The sequence below is a fragment of the Chryseobacterium gallinarum genome (assembly GCF_001021975.1).
GTDB lineage: Bacteria > Bacteroidota > Bacteroidia > Flavobacteriales > Weeksellaceae > Chryseobacterium > Chryseobacterium gallinarum.
In genome coordinates this window covers 1,684,004-1,703,911 of the sequence record NZ_CP009928.1, presented here as the reverse complement: position 1 = coordinate 1,703,911, position 19,908 = coordinate 1,684,004, and the positions used below count along the sequence as shown (strand labels likewise).

Genomic DNA, 19,908 nt, shown 5'->3' with positions numbered 1-19,908 from the left:
CTAGAGAAATAGGAAAAATATGAATAATTAATACAGGATATATTTCGTTACAAACTATCAAAATGACACTATATTTATAATAAAATTATGAATATAAGAATAAAAACAGATAGAACAGAAAGAAATAAAATGGTAAAAGAAGTGAGAATGAGGCCCATTTTTGCCTTTTTTCTCCGTAAAATAAGAATACTGAAACAGCAGGTTTGGGTTTCAAAACAATAAAAAACCTGCTAATTTTATTAGCAGGCTATACTGTTGATGGTTCTTCATTAATTGTTTATTGCAGCTACTCCCGGAAGCTCCAATCCTTCAAGACTTTCAAGCATTGCTCCACCTCCGGTAGAAACATAACTTACTTTGTCAGAATATCCGAATTGCTTAACGAAAGCAACACTATCCCCTCCCCCTACCAGAGAGAAAGCTCCTAACCTTGTTGCCTCAGCAATACTATCTCCAAGAGCTATTGTTCCACCCGCAAAGTTTGACATTTCAAAAACCCCGATCGGACCGTTCCAAAGAATTGTTCTGGAATTTAAAAGTACATCATTGAACTGATCTCTGGATTTGTGGCCTGCATCCAATCCCATCCATCCTTCAGGAATTGCATAGATGTCAGCTTCTTTTCTTTCTGCATCATTACTAAAGCTTTCAGCAATAATAGCATCAGAAGGAAGATATACTTTTACTTTGTGTTCTTTTGCTTTTCCTAAAATCTCCAGCGCTAAAGGAAGCTTATCTTCTTCTACCAATGAATTTCCGATCTTTCCTCCAAGTGCTTTAATAAATGTAAATGCCATCCCACCTCCGATAATTAAATTGTCTACTGCAGGAAGGATATTTTCTATAATGGTAATTTTAGTTGAAACCTTAGACCCTCCCAGAATAGCTGTAACAGGTCTTTCTCCTTTTTTTAGTACTTTGTCAATAGCTTCAAGTTCCTTAGCCATTAACAAACCGAAATACTTAGTTGAAGGAAAGAATTGAGCAATAACAGCTGTTGAAGCATGAGCCCTGTGTGCAGTTCCGAAAGCATCATTTACATAAGCATCTCCAAGTTTTGAAAGTTTTTCAGCAAACCCTTCATCACCTTTCTCTTCTTCATTATGAAAACGAACATTCTCCAGTAATAAAATTTCACCGGGCTTCAGTTCAGAAGCAGCTTTTTCTGCCTTCTCTCCTACACATTCATCAACAAATTTCACTTCATGCCCAAGAACGGCAGAAACTTCCCCTACTATATGTTTAAGAGAAAATTCATCTTTTACCTCCCCTTTTGGTCTTCCAAGGTGGGTCATTAAAATGACAGAACCGCCATCATTAAGAATTTTCTCTACCGTAGGTTTCACTGCTACGATTCTTGTATTATCTGTTACTTTAAGCTGATCATCTTGCGGAACATTAAAGTCCACTCTTACCAAAGCTTTCCGATCTCTGAAATTGAAATCATTGATTGTTTTCATATGTAGATTTATTTTTTGGGTTTCATGAAATCTTGCTTATCCGTTTTGTCTGCCTTTGGCAAACCCGGGCAAGCCCGATTCCACAAATTCATTGAATTTTCGTTTCACAAATGTAAGGTTTTAAACTTTTTCAACAGATCCATTGAAATAAAAGTTTTCAAAAACTTTCCCCAACCCCATTCACCCATTAATCAACAATTTTTTCTCTTAAAAAAAAAGAATAATGTAGTTGTTGTTATGTATTGTTAGTTTCGGGGATAAGTTTTAGCTTAAAAGTTTATCACAAATAGTTTTTACTCAATTCATATTTAACTCACATTATAAATCTCTGTAAACCTGCTGTTTTATTGACTTATTAACAACTGTGGATAACTTTGATCTAAAGCAGTTATTAGTTATTTTACTATGGAAAAATCTGGGGATAGCTGAAGAAAACCTCCGGAAAGTTGTGATAAAATATTTCAGGAAGATTTTCTATTACGAAATAAATTCATCTTTAAAAATAGAAAGTTGAGAAAAGTTTTCCACACTTATTAACATACCTTTTCACAATTAACTCCCGGTTTACTAACACGAATTGTTATTATTCTTACCTTTGTAAGGAAATAAAATCTAAAAAGGCTTAATTCAAGTATTATGAAAAGAAAAATTGCTATTGCAGCGGACCATGCAGGCTATGAATATAAGGAGATTGTTAAAAACTATCTTTCAGAACGATTTGAAGTTCAGGATTTTGGAACGTTTTCCACAGACAGTGTGGATTATCCGGACTTTGTACACCCTGCCGCAACCTCTGTGGAAAACGGGGAAAATGAACTCGGAATTTTAATCTGCGGAAGCGGAAACGGTGTTCAGATCACAGCGAATAAACATCAGAAAATAAGATGTGCATTATGCTGGATGCCGGAAATTGCTACACTGGCAAGACAACATAACGACGCCAATATGATATCTATGCCGGCAAGATTTATCTCAAAAGAGCTGGCGATTGAAATCGCTGATAAATTCCTTTCAACAGAATTTGAAGGTGGAAGACACCAGAACAGAGTTGATAAAATTGCTGTTTGCTAAATATACAAGGCTTGTACATTATATGGCAAGCCTTATTTATTTTTTATTCGTACATTTGCAGTGTCCGATAGAAATTATGTTCTATTTTTCTTCAGAACCTTTTCATATTGTAATAAAAGGTTTTTCTCTTTTCTTCCCCAGATTTGTAGTAAATTTATACAAACTAAAGCTCCCGTTCTAAGTAAATGGAAAAGGATTTGCATGTAATTTATACATATTAAGTAACAAAAAATTGAATTACCTTTATAGATATATAGAGAAACTTGGAATATGGGATGTTTATTAGACCCAAACAATTTAAAAGAATTAAAATGCCAAAAAAAAGAAAATATATAAGTCATAAAAATGATTTAAAACTAATGGAGATCGGGAGACTGATCCTCCGTTTTATGAACGCCAATGCCTCCAAAATTTATAATTATAAACAGATTGCCGACGGGATAGATTATAAGAACCCAAGGCAGCGTGAACTTGTCATCCAGGCCCTGCACAAATTGCAGGCTTCCGAAAAAATCAAGGAAGTGGAAAAAGGCAAATATATTGTGAATTTGAAAATTGCCGGAACACTAACCGGGATTATCGATTTCAATCAAACCGGTAATGCTTATGTAAATGTAGAAGGTGTGGAAGATGACATCTTCATACATTCAAGAAACGTGAAAGATGCTCTTCAGGGAGATAAAGTTCTTATTATAACTTATCATTATAAAGGAAAAAAACTTGAAGGTTCCGTTCTGGAAGTTTTAGAAAGAAACAGAACGGAGTTTGTAGGAACTTTCCAAAAAGTAGCTCACAAGGATTTCGGTTTTGTTGTTTGTGATAAAAAAACAATCAATACGGATATTTTTATTCCGAAAACCAAATTCAATAGCGCAGAAGATGGAGACAAAGTCATTGTAAAAATGACCGAATGGAAACCCGGAGATAAAAACCCTGAAGGCGAAATTATTCAGGTGCTGGGAGCCCCTGGAGAACATGAGACGGAAATCCACTCTATTCTTGCTGAATATGGCCTACCCTATGAATTCCCTAAAGAAGTGGAATTGGATGCAGATAGGATTGACAGGAGAATTACCGATGAGGAAGTAGCCAAGCGTTGGGATATGCGTGATATCTGTACATTTACAATAGACCCTAAAGATGCCAAGGATTTTGATGATGCCTTATCCATCAGAAAATTAGAGAATGGTAACTGGGAAATCGGGGTCCATATTGCGGATGTTTCCCATTATGTGGTTCCGGGAACCATTCTGGATGATGAAGCTTATCAGAGAGCCACTTCAGTTTATCTGGTAGACAGAGTAGTTCCGATGCTGCCTGAAGTGTTGAGCAATGACGTTTGTTCACTCCGTCCGAATGAAGATAAATATACATTTTCAGCGGTTTTTGAATTGAATGACCAGGCAGAAATCCAGAAACAATGGTTTGGAAGAACAGTAATTCATTCCGATAGAAGATTTACGTATGAAGAGGCGCAGGAGCGTATAGTAACCGGAGAAGGAGATTTAGCCGAAGAAATTAATACATTAGATAAACTGGCTAAAATCATGCGTCAGGAGCGTATCAGAAAAGGAGCTATTACTTTTGACCGGAGTGAGGTAAGATTCAATCTGGATGAAAATAATGAGCCGATCGGGGTATATTTCAAGATCAGTAAAGATTCTAACCATTTGATTGAAGAATTTATGCTTCTGGCCAATAAAAAAGTATCCGAATTTGTCTCTTTAACAAGAAAAGGAGAAATTACTAATAACACCTTTATTTATAGAATCCATGATGATCCGGACCCTGCAAAACTGGAAGCATTGAGAGACTTTGTTTCCACATTCGGTTATAAAATGAATCTTGCCAATACCAAAAAAGTAGCGGAATCCCTGAATAAACTTCTTCATGATGTAAAAGGAAAAGGAGAAGAAAACATGATTGAAACCCTGGCGATGAGAAGCATGAGTAAAGCGGTATATTCTACAGAACCTATTGGCCATTATGGTCTTGGCTTCGAATATTATACCCATTTTACCTCTCCTATCCGTCGTTATCCGGATTTGATTGCCCACCGTTTGCTTCAGCATTATCTGGACGGAGGAAAGTCTCCAAGCAAGCCTGAACTTGAAGAAAAAGCAAAGCACTGTAGTGCAATGGAAAGGCTGGCAGCAGATGCTGAGAGAGATTCCATTAAATTTATGCAGGTGAAGTTCATGGAAAAACACATTGGTGAAACTTTCACAGGAGTGATCTCAGGAGTAGCTGAATTCGGTTTCTGGGTAGAAATCCCGGAAAATGGTGCAGAAGGTTTGATTAAATTAAGAGATCTGGTAGACGATTCTTATATGTATGAAGCAAAAACCCATGCAGTTTACGGAGTCAGACATGGAAAAAAATACCAATTAGGTGATGAAGTGCAGATCAAAGTTGTAAAAGCTAATCTGATCCAAAAGCAATTGGATTTCAAAATTGTTGATTAGTAATCCGATGATATCATACAAAGAGGTTGTTCTTATTCAGAACGGCCTCTTTATTTTTATAAAAATTCTGAAAAAGTGGCTGTATTATTCATTTGGAATCAGGTACTTCCCTTTTCCCATTCTCAGCTTCCTTTCTGAAATCCCTTTCTAAAATTGCCATGAAAATAAAGTTGATAAGTAACAACTTTATTGAATAATTAAATCATAAAGTCTAACTTTGTATTAAACGGAATGAAATTTATTTCATTTAAATTGTATTAAATGCTAGAACTTGTATTATCTGCCATCATATTAGGATTCATGCTGAGTCTCGTTTTCATAGGGCCTATTTTTTTCCTGCTTATTGAAACCAGCTTTTCCAGGGGACCCAGACATGCTTTGGCATTGGATCTTGGTGTTATCAGTGCAGATTTGCTGTGCATTGTAGCAGCTTATTATGCCAGTTCAGATATTGTGACATTAATTGATAAACATCCCGGATTTTACAGAATTACATCTATTCTTATTTTTGTGTATGGAATTGTCATGCTGGTCACCAAAACCAAAATGCATATGCCAGGGGAAGAAAGGATTATTGGTCAAAATTATTTTAAGACCTTTTTTAACGGGTTTTTCTTCAACCTTTTAAATGTAGGAGTTATCCTTTTCTGGCTGGTAACGGTGATTTCCGTAAGGAATCAATATCCGGATACCAGCAGTTTTATTTTATACATCAGCATTGTATTGGCCACTTACCTATCGATTGATCTTGCTAAAATATTCCTCGCAAAACAATTCCACGATAAACTTACCCAGAAGCTGGCTAACCAGATTCGGAGAGTCGTTGGAGTTATCCTTATAATTTTCAGTTTCTTTATCTTTTTACAGAGTTTTAAAAAATTCAACCAGTTTGAAAGACAATTGGAAGAAGCAGAAAAGAAAGAAGTAAAATACCAAAAGACAAAATGAGAAAAAATATCTTTCCGAAATCCCTTAAAAAAGGAGATAAAATTGCAGTTATTTCCCCCGCGGGAGCCGTTGATGCCCTTCAATTGGAAAAAGGAATCAAAATGATTAAAGATAAAGGTTTTGAACCTGTTCTCGGGGAACACCTTTATGCTAAATATTCAAACGGATATAATTACGCCGGCACAGAAAAAGAGAGAATAAAAGATATCAACTGGGCTTTAAATGATAAAGAAATCGGAGCTATATGGGCATCCAGAGGCGGATATGGTTGTCAGCATCTTATACAGCATTTAAAGCTAAAAGGATTCACGGAAAATCCCAAATGGTATATCGGTTACTCTGATAATACAGTAATACAAAGCTATCTTTTGAAAAAAGGTTTTGTATCTGTTCATGGGCAGACTATCAAAACGTCGAGTTTCGGAGTCACAGAAGAGAGCTATGATTTAATTTTTGATATCTTAAAAGGCAAAAGTCCAAAATACAGCTTAAAACCACATCATTTTAATAAAGAAGGCAATATCGAAGGTGAATTGATTGGAGGGAATTTAGCCCTCATTTATGCTCTTCTGGGAACGAAATATTCTTTTGATTTTAAAGGTAAAATTTTATTTATCGAAGATATAGGTGAAAACTTCTATGCACTGGATCGTATGATCATGAGCCTCGAACTTGCAGGAGTTTTTAATACGATCAAAGGGCTCATTGTAGGTGGAATGACGAATATGGGAGATGAAAAGGATAATAAAAACTATGAAGAAAGCTTTGATCAGTTTGCCTATAAGTTGATCTCTGAAAGAATTTCAAAATATAAATTTCCAGTCGTATTTGGCTTTCCGAATGGTCATATTAAAGACAACAGACCTCTCTTAATAGGTGGGAAAGCTAAGATAAAAATGGATAGTAAGGTAAAAATAGAATTTTGATACTCTCCCACTCTACTCTATATGGCTGATCATAATGACTTTGGAAAAATAGCAGAAGATCTGGCTGCAGATTATCTTCAAAAAAACGGCTATAGGATTCTTCTCAGAAATTTCCGTTTTCAAAAAGCGGAAATTGACATTATTGCTGAAAAAGATGGATTACTCATCATTGTAGAAGTGAAGGCCAGATCTTCAGATGCCTTCCTGCTACCACAAGAGGCTGTGACCAGGACTAAAATAAAGTCTATAGTATCGGCAGCCAATCATTATCTGGAAGAATTGAACAGTGATAAAGAAGTAAGATTTGATATCATTTCCGTTCTTCCGGATGAACAAAGAAATTTAACGATTGACCATATAATAGATGCCTTTCAGGCATTTGATGCCAACTGATTAATCAGTGTAACAGTATTCGGTATTGGAAGATTTGATTACTGATGCATTGCTATACTAAATAACATTTATGAAAACAATATTGATCACCGGAGCCACTTCCGGAATAGGAAAATCCACGGCAGAACTGCTGGCAAAACAAGGAAACAGAATTATCATTTGCGGCAGAAGAATTGAAGTTCTTGAATCTGTAAAAACTGAACTTTCTCAATATACCGAAATATTTAGTTTGAATTTTGACGTAAGAAGCAGGGAAGAAGTAGAAACAGCTATTAATTCTCTTCCTGAAAACTGGAAAGATATTGATGTCCTGATTAATAATGCAGGAAATGCACATGGATTAGACCCTCTTTCCGCAGGCAAGACAGACGATTGGGATTCTATGATAGACGGAAACGTAAAAGGTCTTTTGTATGTTTCCAAAATGATCATTCTTGTTATGAAAACTAAAAATTTAGGTCATATTATAAACATCAGCTCTGTAGCAGCCAGACAAACCTATGCCAATGGAGTAGTGTATTGTGCTACCAAAAAAGCTGTAGATGTGATTTCCGAAGGAATGAGACTGGAACTTACCGAATTCGGAATAAAAGTAACTAATATTCAGCCCGGTGCGGTAGAAACAGATTTCTCCTTGGTAAGATTCAAAGGGGACAGCGAAAAGGCCGCCACTGTTTATGCAGGTTATGAAGCACTAAAAGCTGAAGATATTGCAGATGCCATTGCCTATTGTGTGAATGCACCAAAGCACGTTACGATTTCAGATATGACCATCTATCCAAGTGCTCAGGCAGAACCGAGAACAATCTATAGAAAGTAGTCTGAAAATAAAGAATTAAATTTGTAGAAAATTCAAAAAGCGATGTTGATCTTTGCAATGTTGCTGTTTAGCTTAAAATAAAAAAATGAAAATTCTATATCTTGAAACCTCTTCTAAAAACTGCTCTGTAGCTGTATCAGATCATGATAAATTACTCTGTATCTGTGAGGAAGTTTCCGAAAATTATAAACAGTCAGAAAGCCTTCATACTTATGTAGAATGGGCCCTGGAAGGAGCAGGGATTCCGCTCAGTGAAATTGAAGCTGTTTCCCTGGGAAAAGGACCAGGGTCTTATACCGGATTGAGAATTGGAGCCGCTTCCGCAAAAGGATTTTGCTATGGACTCAAGGTACCTTTAGTAGCAGTAAACTCCCTTGAAAGCATGATAGATCCCTTTTTAGGGCAAAATTATGATTTGATAGTACCTTTGATAGACGCAAGGAGAATGGAAGTATATACGGCCGTTTATGACGGTCAGACGGGAAAAGAAATTTCAGTGACTGAAGCCAAAATTTTAAATGAAACTTCTTTTGAAGAATTGAAGGATAAGAAAGTACTATTTGTAGGAGATGGTGCCAGGAAAGCAAAAGAAGTTATACATCTTCCGCTTGCAACATTTAAAGACGATGTTTTCCCTTCTGCACAATATCTGATCAAAAAGACTTTAGAAAAGTTAGAAAACAAGGAATTTGAAGATATAGCTTATTTCGAACCCTTTTATCTGAAAGACTTTCACGGTGTAAAGAAGAAACAATAAATAAGATAGGCATAAAAATAAAAGCGAAGTGTGAAACTTCGCTTTTATTTTTATTGAGGTCTTGGAGGAACCCCTGTATTAGGTTTGCCTTCGTTAACTTTTTTTACTTTTTCTTTGGGCTGAGGATTGGCACCCGGTTTTTGCGGGGATCCGTTTATAGTATTCAATGGCTGTTGAGCCGGGTTCGTACCTCCAGGTTGTTGTGGAGCTCCGTTTGGCATTTGTGGAGCATTGTTATACCCGGGCTGGGCCGGAGCACTTCCTGGCTGGTTAGGGATCATATTTCCTTTATTATCCGTAGCCTGGAAGCTAAGATCGCTTTTCAGATAATTCAGCATTTCTTTGGCCCTTACACCTTCAGGTGTTTTGGAATAATTCAGGGCAATCTGTTCAAGCTGCAGAATCATTACCTCTTTTCCACTGGATTTTCCTGCGTTAAATGCATTCAGAAGATATAGTTTAGGAACCAGGGCATCTTTAGGATACTTCTGAATAGTTTGGTCTATAATATCCCTGCTTTCCCCGAATTTCTCAGATTCAAATAATGCGTAGGCCTTTTTGTATTCATTTTCAACTTCTTCAGTTGATTTTACAAATGTTTTATTTTTAGGATTTCTAACAAACTCAGCATACGAAGTATAAGGATAATCTGTGAGAAGAATTTGTTTAGCCCTGTCCGAAGCCTGAGGATTTTTCTCATAGTTCATTGCAAATATTTCATACAATGCCTGCAGCATTACTTTTTCTTCAGGTTTTACATCAATAAGATCATACAGGGTTTTGGTAGCAAGGGGAGTATTGGTAAAATAGTTCTGGTACATAATACCAAGTCCTAACGAAGCAGTATCCCTGTCTTTCTTCAATTGGGAAAGCTTACCCTGATCGGTAGGAATCTGCTCGATATAATAAGCCGGTTCAAATCGTCTTGGATTAGGAGTAGAAGTCACACCTAATGCATCATTTTTCATATCTTCAAGAGAAGAGGTCATTTTCTTTGAAAAACGCCAGTTATCAGCAAGCGCTCTGTCTCCCCAGATTTGTTTAAAAGAAGAAGTTCCTTTATTTACTGTCCCTGTGTTACTGAAATAAAACCCCTTAGTGGTAACGCCAAAATCCTCAAAAGAATTTCCGGTATTGGCAAAAATTGAATTGGCGTTATAATCTCCTGTATCGAAGCCCTTACTTCTTTCAGCGCGTCTTCGTTCCTGCTCGGCTTTTTCTTCTTTAGCTTTTAATTTGGCAATATATTTTGAAAAAAAGTCAGTTCTCTGAGCATCATTCATTTTAGCTAAGGAAAGAATACTGTCGTTCTTTTTGATCAGATAATAATTTCTTGAGATTTTTTTAATGTACTCAGATTGATCTTTTAACAGAATTTTAGAAGGTTCGTAGGTCATTACAGCCAGTGCCGAATCATAATAGGCTCCCGCCCCGATATAGTCGTTCTTATCAAGATAGCCTTTTCCGATTTCGTAATAAGCCAAGCCACGGACCTGCGGATCGGAAACCTTTTCAAATAAAGATTTTCGGAAGAAATCCTGTGCTTCTTCTTTTTTTCCGGCTTTATTGGCCATTAATCCTAAAGCGTAATAAAATTCATTTTTTCTGGAGCCGTAAGTCCCTTTTTTACTGATGCTTTCCAGGTAATTTTTGGCTCCATTATAATCCCCTTTACCATTAAAAGTTTTCGCAATGGCAATTTGTGATTTTACTTCAAATTCAAAATCATTAGCATATTTATAGGCTGATGTAAAGCTTTCTCTTGCTTTGTCATTTTGCCCTAGATTTTCAAGAACCTGCCCTCTTAAGTAAGCAATTCTGCTTTTTAATTTTCTGTTGGAATTTAGCTCAAAAGCCTGATCAAGCTCTTTGGCAGCCTCTTCTTTTTTTCCTGCATCCAAAAGAGATTCAGAATAATAAATACTTAGAAGTTTTGCATAATTATTATTAATCTTTTCACCCTTGAGTTTGGCAAAGGTTTCATGAGCCTTGTGATAATCCTTAATTTTATCATATGCCAATCCCTGATATATCCTGGCTAACGGGATTCTCTTATCGTCTTTCATATGGGTAAAGACATAATTGAGGGCGTCCAATGCTTCCAAGGGCTTATTCTGATAAATTCTTGACTGGGCAAGAATCATATAGGCATCAAAAATCTGCTTGTTTTTCTCTTCTCCATTTCTGGTAACCGAATACTTATTAATTGCTTTTAAAGCTTTGGCTTCGGCAATTTCCAGTGTGGTAGCTCCTTTACTTGCATTATCTTCAGGTCTATCGGGAGGATTTCCATCTCCCGGGCCACCCGGAATATTGGGAGCACCAGGGTTATTTCTTCCGGAAGGCTTATTGGCTACTTCGGCCATTTTCATGGAGTTCTCAGCAAAAGCTGTAGACTGGCCAAGATCACTTCCCAAAGGTTGCTCTTCGTAGGTGAGAATCGGAATATAGGGCGCGTAGAAATTATCTTTATGGCTTTTATCCCTGCTCGTAAACTCGCTATTTAATGCGTCTTTTGCATTAAACAGGGTATTGTAATATGTGGAAAATCCTTTTAACAGCTTTGAACGCTGCTCCGGCTTTTTTGTTTTGGTAGCACAGGAAGCAACAATGCACATCACTAAAAGGAATAAAATATTCTTTTTCATTATTCAATTATAACTTGCTAATCCGCTTTTTATTATCAGCAGTTTGATGATTTTGTAAAAATAATAAAATTTTATAATGAATAATATTTATATTTCTTTCAAAATTTTGTAAACCAGATGAGTAGGAAGTCCCATAATCGTATAAAAGCTTCCGGTCATTTTTTTGATTTTTGCCATTCCCAGCCACTCCTGGATTCCATAACTTCCGGCTTTATCAAAAGGGTTGTATTTTTGAATGTAATAATCTATTTCATCATCTGAAATTTTGTCAAAGGTTACATCAGCAACATCAGTCTCTGTAATGGTTGTATCAGCAGTTTTGATTGTAATTCCCGTATAGACCTGATGGGTAGCTTCTGAAAGACTTCGGAGCATATTGCGGGCATCGGTCTCATCTTTTGGTTTTCCCAGAATCCGGTTGTTAATGGTAACTACTGTATCTGCCGTTAATAATGTTTCGCCCTGAACCAGACTCCTGAAGGCATCTGCTTTTAGTTCGGATAAATAGGCCGCGGCATCTTCTATTTTTATAGATTCAGGGAGGATTTCTTCACAATGTATGGCAACGACTTCAAATTCAAATCCAAGGCTGGAAAGCAGTTCTTTTCTTCTTGGAGATTGAGAGGCTAAAAGTAATTTCATGAGGGATTGTTATACAGATTGGGTATTATCATCATGCCAGTTTCCCTGGACTTTCATCACCTGTTCAATGACATCACGCACAGCTCCGCTCCCTCCTTTTTTAGGCGAAATATAATGGGAAATTCCCTTTATTTCGGGAACTGCATTTTCCGGACAGGCAGCAATCGCTGAATTTTCCATGATATGAATATCCGGTAAATCATCTCCCATGGTTAAAATCTCTTCATTTCTAAGATTGTATTTCTTTTTAAAATCTTCAAAATCCACCAGCTTATTATGCGATTTTGGATAATAATCCTGTATGCCAAGATAATTGATTCTATGTTTTACCATTTCATCATTTCCCCCGGTAATAACTCCTATTAAATAATTGTTTTTAAGCGCTTTAACAACGGCGTAGCCATCCAGGACATTCATTACCCGGCACATATTTCCTCCCGGAAGCAGGTAGACGCTCCCATCTGTAAAAACTCCGTCTACATCGAACACAAATGCCTTAATATCTTTTAATTTCTCTTTATAGCTCATACATTTTTTGAATAGAATGATTCATTGTTTTATAAATTTCAAGACTTTCACCTTGTAACAGCTGCTCGTGTAATTGTAATACTCTCTTATCATTTCTTACGGCCGGGCCGGTCTGCGCCATTTTAGGCTCAATTTCATAAATTTTTTTCACCGTTTCATCAATAAGCGGTAGAAAATATTCAAACGGAATTGTCTGGGAATCTGAAATTTCTTTAGCTCTTGAGAAAAGATGATTCACAAAATTGCAGGCAAATACAGCAGTAAGATGGATGTATTTTCTTTTTTCATGATTACTTTCCATTACATTTTCTGAAATTTTAGAAGCCACTTCAAAAAGTGTTTTTTTGTCCTCTTCATTTTCAGCCTCAATAAAAAACGGAATTTTTTCGTATTCCAGTTCTTTTGATTTTGAAAAAGTCTGTAAAGGATAAAAACTTGATTTTCTGTAATCCCCAATCAGAATTTCTTTAGGAAGGGATCCGGAAGTGTGGGCTACCAGACAATCTTTTTTACGGATAATTTTAGAAACTTCCTCTACTGAGTTATCACTTACACAGATGATATACAGATCGGCATCTTCCAATTGTTCTGCAGAATACGGAATATGTAATTCTTCAGAGATCTTATTCAATTCTTTTTCATTCCTGCCAAAAATCTGGGCTAAAGAAATCCCCCGTAAGGTGAAAGCTTTTGCCATATGATAGGCTACATTTCCGGAACCGATAATTACAATTTGCATATAACAAATATAAGATTTTAAGCTGAGTCCGGAAAGCAGGAGGAGATCAGAATCCGAAGTATATTACAGGCACACTTATTGCCTGTTGTTAAAAGCTTATTGCCTAAGAGTCTTCTATTTATTTTGGATTTTTAGGTAAAAATTGAATAAATAATTTAACTTTCAGTTATTTTTGTAATCCAAAACAAGGAAAGCATCTTATGAAGAGTAAGGACGAGGAAATTATTTCGTTGATGCAAAATCCACGGACCCAGGATAAAGGAGTCCGTGCCTTGATGGATGCTTATCAAAGCAGATTGTACTGGCATATACGAAGAATAATTGTAGACGGAGATCTTGCTCAAGATACTTTGCAGGAAACTTTTATAAAAGCTTATCAGAATTTTCATCAGTTCAAAAATGATAGCCAGCTGTATACCTGGTTATACAGGATTGCTACCAACGAAGCACTGCAGCAGGTAAACAAGATGAAGAAAATGAAAAAAACTGATGAAGATGCAGAGTATCATATGCAGAATCTTGTTGCCGACAATACGGAAAGAGATGCCGAAGAAATACAAATATTATTGCAAAACGCTATACAGAGCCTGCCTGAAAAGCAGAAGCTGGTTTTTATGATGAGGTATTATGATGATTTACCCTATGAAGAAATATCAAAAATTGTAGATATGTCTGTAGGGACCCTAAAGACCAATTATCATTATGCCAAACAAAAAATAGAAGATTATATAAAAGAAAATTACGAGAAATAATTTTTGAAAAAACAAAGATGAAAGAGTTCGATATTGAAAAATTAGAGCGTAAAAACATTTACACAGTTCCTGATGACCTGTTTGAGAATATTCAGGAAAAGGTTATGAATGATATAAAGACAAGTCAGAAAGCGCCTGTCTTTAAATTAAACTGGATGTATGCCGCAGCTGCATCACTGGCTTTGATTTTTGGAGCAACTTATGTTTTCAATTCTGATAATGATTCTGTTGAAAAAAGATTGAACTCAGCGAAAGCGTATGCTATTAATGATAGCAGTAAAGGAGAACCTAAGACAGAAGGCGAACTTGCCTACGAAACGTTGAAGTCTGATTTAACTTCTGTTGAAAATAATAATCAAACAGTTGGAAATCAGGAAAATAATAAAGGGTATGTCGTTAAAAATACCCATAATAACCCAACAGATTCCCCTCAACCGGTGAAAACTGTTACAAAAAAAGAAGAAACGCGGATGAATGATTATCTGGATTCGTTTTCTAATTCTGAAATTGCAGAATTAGCAAGTAATTCGACTCAGGATGTTTATTTGGATTTATATAATTAATAAGAAAGATGAAAAAGATATTATTTACGTTTTTTATTATTTATGGTTTTGGCTTAAATGCCCAAAGGACGGATTATGATTGGAAGAAGATGGATCCGAAGCAAAGAAAAGAGGTGATCAATAATCTTTCTCCGGAAGAAAGAAAAGAATTGCTGAAGAAGTTCAGAAACAATATGATAATGGATAATCTGAATATAGACCCGGGTGATAAAGCAGAATTCACACAGCTTTATAACGAATACCTGGAAAGTCAGAAGCAGATAAAAAGCCAGTTTGATCCAAGCTTTAATCCTGAAACCTTATCAGATGATGAAGCCAAAGCTAAGCTGCAGCAAAGCTTTGAAATAGGCCAGAAACTGTTAGATAACAGGAAAAAATATGCAGATAAAATGCAGCAGGTGATTCCCTGTCAAAAAGTCTTGAAGTTGTTTCAATCTGAGGGTATGATGAGAGATAAAATGAATGAAAGAAAACCTCACAACCACAATAACACTTCGGGATCTAAACAAAACCCATAATAGTTTATTTTTTTAATGTTGGACGGCTCTCACAGACCTTTTTGTGAGAGCCGTTTAATTGTATTTCAAATTCTTACTTTTGCAGTAAAGGTCAAATTATGAAAAAAATACTTTTCTTTTTATTGTTTTCTATAGTATTACATGCTCAGAAAACAGAAACTATAGATCTTTCAAAATCTATTAAAGACAGCAAAAATTCCATCAAAAGTTTTACTGTGATAGATCAGAGAGCCAATCAGGAAATAGGAATGGTCATGTACCATAAAGATAATGTAAAGGTGATTTTTGAAAATGATGCCGGTAAGGACTTAAAAGATTGGTTTTATAAATACAATCCGGTAAGAGGAAACAATGATTTGGTCCTTATGTTGGAAAACTTAAATATTTCAGAAGACAGGAAAGAAAAATATTCTATCGGAAAACTTGAATTAAGAGCAAGTACTTTTATAAAAAGAGATGATGGATATCATTTTGTGTATAGAAAAGATACAGTAGCTGCTGTTTCATCAAGAACCACACCTTATCTGGCACAAAATCTGGCAAGAAAAATAACCTTAATTTTTACTGATCTGTTTAAAAAATCCTATGAGGCAAAGCCATGGGAATTTACTGTTCCAGAAAATGACCTTTCTCATTATACTACTTTACTAAAAGATAAACTTGATATTTTAAAAGCAGACGAATTAAAAGAAGGAGCTTACAAAGACTATTACAGCTTTTTTACTCATACTCCCGAACCTGGATTTACTTTACAAACCAATAATAAAGGAATTGTTACAAAAGCAGTAAAGGGAGAGGAGAAAAAAGGAATAAGAAATTTCTATGCTTTTGTACATAATGGCATAGCCTATAAAACTATTCCTGCAGGTTATACAGAAATTTTTAAAAATGAAGATGGTGTTTTTATTGAAGTCACAAAAGCAGAATTGTTTCCGGAGACAGCAACAAATGGTGCAATGATTGGTGCTGCTGCAGGTGGTTTAATAGGAGGTATTATCGGTGCGGTGATTGACGTCAGTATATCCGGTAAGAAAAGCAGTACAATAGGATCTAAAGTTTACCTTGACCCCTTTACAGGAAATTACATTTTTCCGGAAAATTTTGGTAAAAACCAATAGTGAAAAAAGGCTAATTTTGTCCACATAATGTATTGTTATTTGGGTTTTAATAAAACAAAAACTAAGAATGAAAAAATCTCTTGTATTTTCTTATCTTTGCAAATTACAAGATTCTTAAATGAAAAACATACGAAATTTTTGCATAATTGCTCATATCGACCACGGTAAAAGTACTTTGGCAGACCGCCTTCTGGAGTATACCAATACTGTTACTCAACGAGAATTGCAATCTCAGACACTGGATGATATGGATCTGGAGAAAGAACGTGGAATTACAATTAAATCCCACGCTATCCAGATGGATTATGAGTATAAAGGAGAAAAATATACTTTAAACCTGATCGATACACCGGGACACGTAGACTTCTCTTACGAAGTTTCCCGTTCCATTGCGGCTTGTGAGGGTGCGCTTCTTATTGTAGATGCCGCACAAAGCATTCAGGCCCAAACTATCAGCAACCTTTATCTGGCATTGGAAAATGATCTTACCATTATCCCGATCCTGAATAAAATTGATCTGCCTTCTGCGAATCCTGAAGAAGTAACCGATGAAATTATGAATCTGATTGGTTGTGAATATGAAGATGTATTAAGAGTTTCAGGAAAAACAGGAGAGGGAGTCCATCACTTGCTGGAACAGATTGTAGAAAGAATTCCTGCACCAGTCGGAGATCCGGATGCTCCTCTTCAGGCTCTGATTTTTGATTCTGTTTATAACCCGTTCAGAGGGATTGAGGCTTATTTTAAAGTTGTAAACGGAAGCATCAAAAAAGGGCAGAAGGTAAAATTCATGGCTACCGACAAAACCTATGAAGCAGATGAGGTAGGAACTCTAAAGCTAAAGCAGGTTCCTAAAAAAGAAATTTTAACAGGAGATGTTGGCTATATTATTTCCGGAATTAAGGATGCGAGAGAAGTAAAAGTAGGTGATACCATTACTTCTTTTGAAAAACCAGCAACTGCACCGATTGAAGGATTTGAAGAGGTAAAACCAATGGTGTTTGCCGGGATTTACCCTATTGATTCTGAGGATTTTGAAGAATTGAGGTTCTCATTGGAGAAACTGAGACTGAATGATGCCTCTCTGGTTTTTGAACCGGAGAGTTCGGCGGCACTTGGTTTCGGATTCCGTTGCGGATTCCTGGGGATGCTTCACATGGAAATCGTACAGGAACGCCTGGATAGAGAGTTCAATATGAACGTTATCACCACAGTACCGAACGTATCGTATTTTGGATATTCTAAAAAAGAACCTGAAGTTCCGATTCTGATCAATAACCCGTCTGAAATGATGGATCCATCAATCATGGATAGAGTAGAAGAACCTTTTATCAAAGCTTCTATCATTACAAAATCTGATTTCGTTGGTGCTGTAATGACACTTTGTATTGAAAAAAGAGGGGAAATCGTTAATCAAAGCTACCTGACTTCAGAAAGAGTAGAATTGATTTTCAATATGCCATTGGCAGAAGTTGTTTTCGATTTCTATGACAGATTAAAATCAATCTCAAAAGGGTATGCATCATTTGATTATCATCCGATAGGATTCAGAGCTTCAAAGCTTGTAAAAATGGATATCCTGATCAACGGTGATATGGTTGATGCCCTTTCCTCTCTGATTCACGACAGTAATGCTTATCATATTGGTAAAAAGATGTGTGAAAAGCTTCGTGAGCTGATTCCGAGACAGCAGTTTGATATAGCTGTTCAGGCCGCTTTGGGTACAAAAGTGATTGCAAGGGAAACCATTAAGGCTTTAAGAAAGGATGTTACCGCAAAATGTTATGGTGGAGATATCTCCAGAAAGCGTAAGCTATTGGAAAAGCAGAAAGAAGGTAAGAAGAAAATGAAGCAGATCGGAAGGGTGGAAGTACCACAGTCTGCATTTATGGCAGTATTAAAGCTTAATGATTAAAAATATGAACCGTTTCAATCGAAACGGTTTTTATTTGTTGTTAAAATCATTTTGTATTTATTCATTTAATAGTAACTTTGTGTATTCGTAACGCAAATAAGTTTATGGAATCTCCAAAAAAATTACAGGATATTAAAGTCGCGGTAGATGCCGTTATTTTCGGGTATTTCGATAAAAGGGATCTACAGATTCTTTTAATCAAAAGAAAAATAGAACCTTTCAAAGGAGGCTGGGCCCTTCCGGGAGGTCTTGTGTTGGACGATGAGAATCTGGATGATGCCGTAAAAAGGGAATTACATGAAGAGGCAGGCATAAAGCCCGATTTTTTAGAACAACTCTATACATTTGGAGATGTTGGCCGTGACCCAAGAAACAGGGTGGTTTCTGTGGCTTATTTGGGGCTTGTAAATCCTTCCTATCACGAATTGTTTGCAGATTCTGATGCAGATGATGCACAGTGGTTCAGTATCAATAAACTTCCTAAGGTCGCCTTTGATCATAAAAGCATCATTGAAGTCGCTTTAAAAAGGCTGCGTACAAAAATACAATACCAGCCGGTCGGCTTTAATCTTCTTAATGAAGAATTTCCTTTTTCAGACCTTGAAAATCTTTACAAAACTATTCTAGGACAAGAGATAGACCGGAGAAACTTCCGCAAAAAAATAATGAGCTATGGGCTTCTTAATGAAACCAACAACGTTAAAAAAGAGGGAAGCGGAAGACCGGGTAAGTTATTTACTTTCAATCAGCAGAAGTATAAAGAATTAGAAGAACAAGGGTTTTATTTTGAGATAAAATAATTTGTTTCACAAAAACGGCGGATTTGATAAATTCGGGGTTCACAGTTATTATGACTGTAAAATATATCAATAGAGCGGGCTTTAGCCCGCTTTTTATGTAATGCTATTACAATGGCTTTAACCAAAACCTGAATTAACAGGGTTTTTATATTTTTTTTCTATTTGATTATCAGGCAATTGTGTCATTTAGTGTAAAAATAACACAAATAAATTTGGGGGAAATGTAATAATCTTTTAAATTTGTGTGAAAATAACACAATATGAAATATACTGTACAAAATATTACAGAAAGATTTCAGAAAAAAGAAAGGCTAAAGTTTTTGTTTTTCTGGGGACATACTGTAAAAGATGAAATTACAAAATCGTGTTTTAGTCAGTGGTTTCCCGGAAGGTTTGAAGAAAACGGGATAGTTTATAATACTGCTGAACATTATATGATGGCCGGAAAAGCAAGACTTTTTAATGATTCAGAAATACTAAAGCAGATTTTAGAAGCTAAAACTCCCAATCAGGCAAAAACTTTAGGCAGGAAAGTAAAAAACTTTGATCCGAAGATTTGGGATGAACAGAAATATGAGATAGTAAAAGCAGGAAATCTTTTAAAATTTTCTCAAAATCAGAGATTTAAATCATTTCTTTTGTCTACCAATAATAAAGTTTTAGTAGAAGCAAGTCCGTATGATAAAATCTGGGGTATCGGAATGCTGGAAACAGATAAGAGGGCAGAAAATCCTTTACTATGGAATGGAGAAAATCTGCTAGGATTTGCGTTAATGGAGGTAAGGGATCTATTGAAAGAGGAAAGGGAAATCATTAATGATGAGTAACGTTTTATAAATCATTAT

At 36.0% G+C, this 19,908-nt stretch carries 19 protein-coding genes; 14 read left to right on the top strand and 5 right to left on the bottom strand.

Features of this window, described 5'->3' with window-relative positions; all coding sequences use genetic code 11:
* Positions 1–269: 269 nt before the first annotated feature.
* Positions 270–1,460: a phosphoglycerate kinase gene (locus tag OK18_RS07635; protein WP_053327621.1), complete on the bottom strand. Its 1,191-nt coding sequence runs from the start codon at positions 1,458–1,460 to the stop codon at positions 270–272.
* Positions 1,461–2,096: 636 nt separating this feature from the next.
* Here OK18_RS07635 and rpiB point away from each other — a divergent pair.
* From rpiB to tsaB, 7 genes are all read left to right on the top strand, one after another.
* Positions 2,097–2,531: a ribose 5-phosphate isomerase B gene (gene rpiB / locus OK18_RS07630; protein ID WP_050021759.1), complete on the top strand. Its 435-nt coding sequence runs from the start codon at positions 2,097–2,099 to the stop codon at positions 2,529–2,531.
* A 311-nt stretch (positions 2,532–2,842) separates the two neighbouring features.
* On the top strand, positions 2,843–4,996 hold the full coding sequence (gene rnr, locus OK18_RS07625; RefSeq protein ID WP_053329319.1) for a ribonuclease R: 2,154 nt from the start codon (positions 2,843–2,845) through the stop codon (positions 4,994–4,996).
* Positions 4,997–5,257: 261 nt separating this feature from the next.
* On the top strand, positions 5,258–5,944 hold the full coding sequence (locus tag OK18_RS07620) for a LysE family translocator (protein ID WP_050021760.1): 687 nt from the start codon (positions 5,258–5,260) through the stop codon (positions 5,942–5,944).
* The gene (locus tag OK18_RS07615; RefSeq protein ID WP_053327620.1) at positions 5,941–6,870 is read left to right on the top strand and encodes a S66 peptidase family protein; all 930 of its coding nucleotides are present in this window, start codon (positions 5,941–5,943) and stop codon (positions 6,868–6,870) included. The genes OK18_RS07620 and OK18_RS07615 overlap by 4 nt, the downstream gene beginning before the upstream one ends.
* A gap of 21 nt (positions 6,871–6,891) precedes the next feature.
* Positions 6,892–7,263 (top strand): YraN family protein, encoded by a 372-nt coding sequence (locus tag OK18_RS07610; RefSeq protein ID WP_053327619.1) that lies wholly within the window; start codon positions 6,892–6,894, stop codon positions 7,261–7,263.
* 70 nt (positions 7,264–7,333) lie between these two features.
* Entirely contained in the window at positions 7,334–8,083 is a 750-nt protein-coding gene (locus tag OK18_RS07605) for an SDR family NAD(P)-dependent oxidoreductase (protein WP_053327618.1), read from the top strand.
* 85 nt (positions 8,084–8,168) lie between these two features.
* On the top strand, positions 8,169–8,840 hold the full coding sequence (gene tsaB, locus OK18_RS07600) for a tRNA (adenosine(37)-N6)-threonylcarbamoyltransferase complex dimerization subunit type 1 TsaB (RefSeq protein ID WP_050021762.1): 672 nt from the start codon (positions 8,169–8,171) through the stop codon (positions 8,838–8,840).
* A 50-nt stretch (positions 8,841–8,890) separates the two neighbouring features.
* Here tsaB and porW read toward each other — a convergent pair whose 3' ends face one another.
* The 4 genes from porW to OK18_RS07580 all read right to left on the bottom strand — a co-directional run bounded on the left by porW (position 8,891) and on the right by OK18_RS07580 (position 13,397).
* Positions 8,891–11,488, bottom strand: a complete 2,598-nt coding sequence (gene porW / locus OK18_RS07595; RefSeq protein WP_053327617.1) for a type IX secretion system periplasmic lipoprotein PorW/SprE — start codon at positions 11,486–11,488, stop codon at positions 8,891–8,893.
* Between the two features lie 87 nt (positions 11,489–11,575).
* Entirely contained in the window at positions 11,576–12,130 is a 555-nt protein-coding gene (locus OK18_RS07590; protein ID WP_050021764.1) for a Maf family protein, read from the bottom strand.
* Positions 12,131–12,139: 9 nt separating this feature from the next.
* Positions 12,140–12,658, bottom strand: a complete 519-nt coding sequence (locus tag OK18_RS07585; protein ID WP_050021765.1) for a KdsC family phosphatase — start codon at positions 12,656–12,658, stop codon at positions 12,140–12,142.
* Positions 12,648–13,397 carry a Rossmann-like and DUF2520 domain-containing protein gene (locus tag OK18_RS07580; protein ID WP_053327616.1) on the bottom strand — a complete coding sequence of 250 codons (750 nt, stop codon included), beginning with the start codon at positions 13,395–13,397 and terminating at the stop codon, positions 12,648–12,650. The genes OK18_RS07585 and OK18_RS07580 overlap by 11 nt, the downstream gene beginning before the upstream one ends.
* Before the next feature lie 200 nt (positions 13,398–13,597).
* On the opposite strand from OK18_RS07580, the gene OK18_RS07575 reads away from it, so the two are divergent.
* The 7 genes from OK18_RS07575 to OK18_RS07545 all read left to right on the top strand — a co-directional run bounded on the left by OK18_RS07575 (position 13,598) and on the right by OK18_RS07545 (position 19,890).
* On the top strand, positions 13,598–14,149 hold the full coding sequence (locus OK18_RS07575; protein WP_050021766.1) for an RNA polymerase sigma factor: 552 nt from the start codon (positions 13,598–13,600) through the stop codon (positions 14,147–14,149).
* 17 nt (positions 14,150–14,166) lie between these two features.
* A complete protein-coding gene (locus OK18_RS07570; RefSeq protein ID WP_050021767.1) occupies positions 14,167–14,712 on the top strand; it encodes a hypothetical protein in 546 nt (181 codons plus the stop codon).
* 8 nt (positions 14,713–14,720) lie between these two features.
* Complete coding sequence (locus OK18_RS07565) at positions 14,721–15,230, top strand: hypothetical protein (RefSeq protein ID WP_053327615.1); 510 nt, start codon at positions 14,721–14,723, stop codon at positions 15,228–15,230.
* Between the two features lie 98 nt (positions 15,231–15,328).
* Complete coding sequence (locus OK18_RS07560) at positions 15,329–16,348, top strand: YajG family lipoprotein (RefSeq protein WP_053327614.1); 1,020 nt, start codon at positions 15,329–15,331, stop codon at positions 16,346–16,348.
* Positions 16,349–16,466: 118 nt separating this feature from the next.
* Positions 16,467–18,263, top strand: a complete 1,797-nt coding sequence (gene lepA / locus OK18_RS07555; RefSeq protein ID WP_050021769.1) for a translation elongation factor 4 — start codon at positions 16,467–16,469, stop codon at positions 18,261–18,263.
* Between the two features lie 104 nt (positions 18,264–18,367).
* Entirely contained in the window at positions 18,368–19,063 is a 696-nt protein-coding gene (locus OK18_RS07550) for an NUDIX hydrolase (protein ID WP_053327613.1), read from the top strand.
* Positions 19,064–19,323: 260 nt separating this feature from the next.
* Positions 19,324–19,890: an NADAR family protein gene (locus OK18_RS07545; RefSeq protein ID WP_053327612.1), complete on the top strand. Its 567-nt coding sequence runs from the start codon at positions 19,324–19,326 to the stop codon at positions 19,888–19,890.
* Positions 19,891–19,908: the final 18 nt, after the last annotated feature.

Excerpts from the sequence above, each read along its gene's own strand:
- OK18_RS07635 (WP_053327621.1), bottom strand. The coding sequence starts at position 1,460 with ATGAAAACAATCAATGATTTCAATTTCAGAGATCGGAAAGCTTTGGTA.
- rpiB (WP_050021759.1), top strand. The coding sequence starts at position 2,097 with ATGAAAAGAAAAATTGCTATTGCAGCGGACCATGCAGGCTATGAATAT.
- rnr (WP_053329319.1), top strand. The coding sequence starts at position 2,843 with ATGCCAAAAAAAAGAAAATATATAAGTCATAAAAATGATTTAAAACTA.
- OK18_RS07620 (WP_050021760.1), top strand. The coding sequence starts at position 5,258 with ATGCTAGAACTTGTATTATCTGCCATCATATTAGGATTCATGCTGAGT.
- OK18_RS07615 (WP_053327620.1), top strand. The coding sequence starts at position 5,941 with ATGAGAAAAAATATCTTTCCGAAATCCCTTAAAAAAGGAGATAAAATT.
- OK18_RS07610 (WP_053327619.1), top strand. The coding sequence starts at position 6,892 with ATGGCTGATCATAATGACTTTGGAAAAATAGCAGAAGATCTGGCTGCA.
- OK18_RS07605 (WP_053327618.1), top strand. The coding sequence starts at position 7,334 with ATGAAAACAATATTGATCACCGGAGCCACTTCCGGAATAGGAAAATCC.
- tsaB (WP_050021762.1), top strand. The coding sequence starts at position 8,169 with ATGAAAATTCTATATCTTGAAACCTCTTCTAAAAACTGCTCTGTAGCT.
- porW (WP_053327617.1), bottom strand. The coding sequence starts at position 11,488 with ATGAAAAAGAATATTTTATTCCTTTTAGTGATGTGCATTGTTGCTTCC.
- OK18_RS07590 (WP_050021764.1), bottom strand. The coding sequence starts at position 12,130 with ATGAAATTACTTTTAGCCTCTCAATCTCCAAGAAGAAAAGAACTGCTT.
- OK18_RS07585 (WP_050021765.1), bottom strand. The coding sequence starts at position 12,658 with ATGAGCTATAAAGAGAAATTAAAAGATATTAAGGCATTTGTGTTCGAT.
- OK18_RS07580 (WP_053327616.1), bottom strand. The coding sequence starts at position 13,397 with ATGCAAATTGTAATTATCGGTTCCGGAAATGTAGCCTATCATATGGCA.
- OK18_RS07575 (WP_050021766.1), top strand. The coding sequence starts at position 13,598 with ATGAAGAGTAAGGACGAGGAAATTATTTCGTTGATGCAAAATCCACGG.
- OK18_RS07570 (WP_050021767.1), top strand. The coding sequence starts at position 14,167 with ATGAAAGAGTTCGATATTGAAAAATTAGAGCGTAAAAACATTTACACA.
- OK18_RS07565 (WP_053327615.1), top strand. The coding sequence starts at position 14,721 with ATGAAAAAGATATTATTTACGTTTTTTATTATTTATGGTTTTGGCTTA.
- OK18_RS07560 (WP_053327614.1), top strand. The coding sequence starts at position 15,329 with ATGAAAAAAATACTTTTCTTTTTATTGTTTTCTATAGTATTACATGCT.
- lepA (WP_050021769.1), top strand. The coding sequence starts at position 16,467 with ATGAAAAACATACGAAATTTTTGCATAATTGCTCATATCGACCACGGT.
- OK18_RS07550 (WP_053327613.1), top strand. The coding sequence starts at position 18,368 with ATGGAATCTCCAAAAAAATTACAGGATATTAAAGTCGCGGTAGATGCC.
- OK18_RS07545 (WP_053327612.1), top strand. The coding sequence starts at position 19,324 with ATGAAATATACTGTACAAAATATTACAGAAAGATTTCAGAAAAAAGAA.